At 58.0% G+C, this 2,130-nt stretch carries 1 rRNA gene; it reads right to left on the reverse strand.

The window, feature by feature from the left end:
- Nucleotides 1-2,130: ribosomal RNA gene (locus ETC05_RS17160) — 23S ribosomal RNA — on the reverse strand; the annotation flags it as partial.

Here is a 2,130-nt window from a genome sequence, read left to right on the forward strand (position 1 = left end):
GCGGTGGGAAATCTCATCTTGAGGGGGGCTTCACGCTTAGATGCTTTCAGCGCTTATCCCGTCCGCACATAGCTACCCAGCGGTGCCCCTGGCGGGACAACTGGTACACCAGCGGTGCGTCCATCCCGGTCCTCTCGTACTAAGGACAGCTCCTCTCAAATTTCCTGCGCCCGCGACGGATAGGGACCGAACTGTCTCACGACGTTCTGAACCCAGCTCGCGTACCGCTTTAATGGGCGAACAGCCCAACCCTTGGGACCGACTTCAGCCCCAGGATGCGATGAGCCGACATCGAGGTGCCAAACCTCCCCGTCGATGTGGACTCTTGGGGGAGATCAGCCTGTTATCCCCGGGGTAGCTTTTATCCGTTGAGCGATGGCCCTTCCATGCGGAACCACCGGATCACTAAGCCCGACTTTCGTCCCTGCTCGACCTGTCCGTCTCGCAGTCAAGCTCCCTTGTGCCTTTGCACTCTCCGAATGATTTCCAACCATTCTGAGGGAACCTTTGGGCGCCTCCGTTACCTTTTGGGAGGCGACCGCCCCAGTCAAACTGCCCACCTGACACTGTCTCCCACCCCGCTCAGGGGTGCGGGTTAGAATTTCAATACCGCCAGGGTGGTATCCCACCGTCGCCTCCACCGAAGCTGGCGCTCCGGCTTCCCCGGCTCCCACCTATCCTGTACAAGCGATACCAAAATTCCATATCAGGCTGCAGTAAAGCTCCACGGGGTCTTTCCGTCCTGTCGCGGGTAACCTGCATCTTCACAGGTAGTATAATTTCACCGGGTCTCTCGTTGAGACAGCGCCCAAGTCGTTACACCTTTCGTGCGGGTCGGAACTTACCCGACAAGGAATTTCGCTACCTTAGGACCGTTATAGTTACGGCCGCCGTTTACTGGGGCTTCGGTTCGCACCTTCGCTTCCGCTAAGCGCTCCCCTTAACCTTCCAGCACCGGGCAGGTGTCAGCCCCTATACGTCGCCTTTCGGCTTCGCAGAGACCTGTGTTTTTGATAAACAGTCGCTTGGGCCTTTTCACTGCGGCTCTTCAGGGCTCCTCACCCCAAAGAGCACCCCTTCTCCCGAAGTTACGGGGTCATTTTGCCGAGTTCCTTAACGAGAGTTCTCCCGCGCGCCTTAGGATTCTCTCCTCGCCTACCTGTGTCGGTTTGCGGTACGGGCACCTCTTCCCTCGCTAGAGGCTTTTCTTGGCAGTGTGGAATCAGGGACTTCCGGATGACTCCGTCGCCATCACAGCTTGGCCTTACGGCCAGCGGATTTGCCTGCTGGCCAGCCTCACTGCTTGGACAGGCTCTTCCAGCCGCCTGCTCGCCCTATCCTCCTGCGTCCCCCCATCGCTCAAACGGGAAGGAGGTGGTACAGGAATCTCGACCTGTTGCCCATCACCTACGCCTTTCGGCCTCGGCTTAGGTCCCGACTAACCCTGAGCGGACGAACCTTCCTCAGGAACCCTTAGGCTTTCGGCGCAGAGGATTCTCACCTCTGTTTTCGCTACTCATACCGGCATTCTCACTTCTAAGCGCTCCACCAGTCCTTCCGGTCTGGCTTCTCTGCCCTTAGAACGCTCCCCTACCGATGACCAACGGTCATCCCGCAGCTTCGGCGGCACGTTTAGCCCCGGTACATTTTCGGCGCAGAGTCACTCGACCAGTGAGCTATTACGCACTCTTTAAATGGTGGCTGCTTCTAAGCCAACATCCTGGTTGTCTCGGCAACTCCACATCCTTTTCCACTGAACGTGCACTTCGGGGCCTTAGCTGGCGGTCTGGGCTGTTCCCCTCTCGACCACGGATCTTATCACTCGCAGTCTGACTCCCGGGCATAAGTCCTTGGCATTCGGAGTTTGACTGGGTTCGGTAACCCGATGAGGGCCCCTAGCCCAATCAGTGCTCTACCTCCAAGACTCTTAAACCCGAGGCTAGCCCTAAAGCTATTTCGGGGAGAACCAGCTATCTCCAAGTTCGATTGGCATTTCACCCCTACCCACACCTCATCCCCGCACTTTTCAACGTGCGTGGGTTCGGGCCTCCAGCCGGTGTTACCCGGCCTTCACCCTGGACATGGGTAGATCACCTGGTTTCGGGTCGACGACGACGTACTTCGCGCCCT

Source organism: Geobacillus sp. BMUD, from assembly GCF_013096845.1.
GTDB classification, from domain to species: domain Bacteria; phylum Bacillota; class Bacilli; order Bacillales; family Anoxybacillaceae; genus Geobacillus; species Geobacillus vulcani.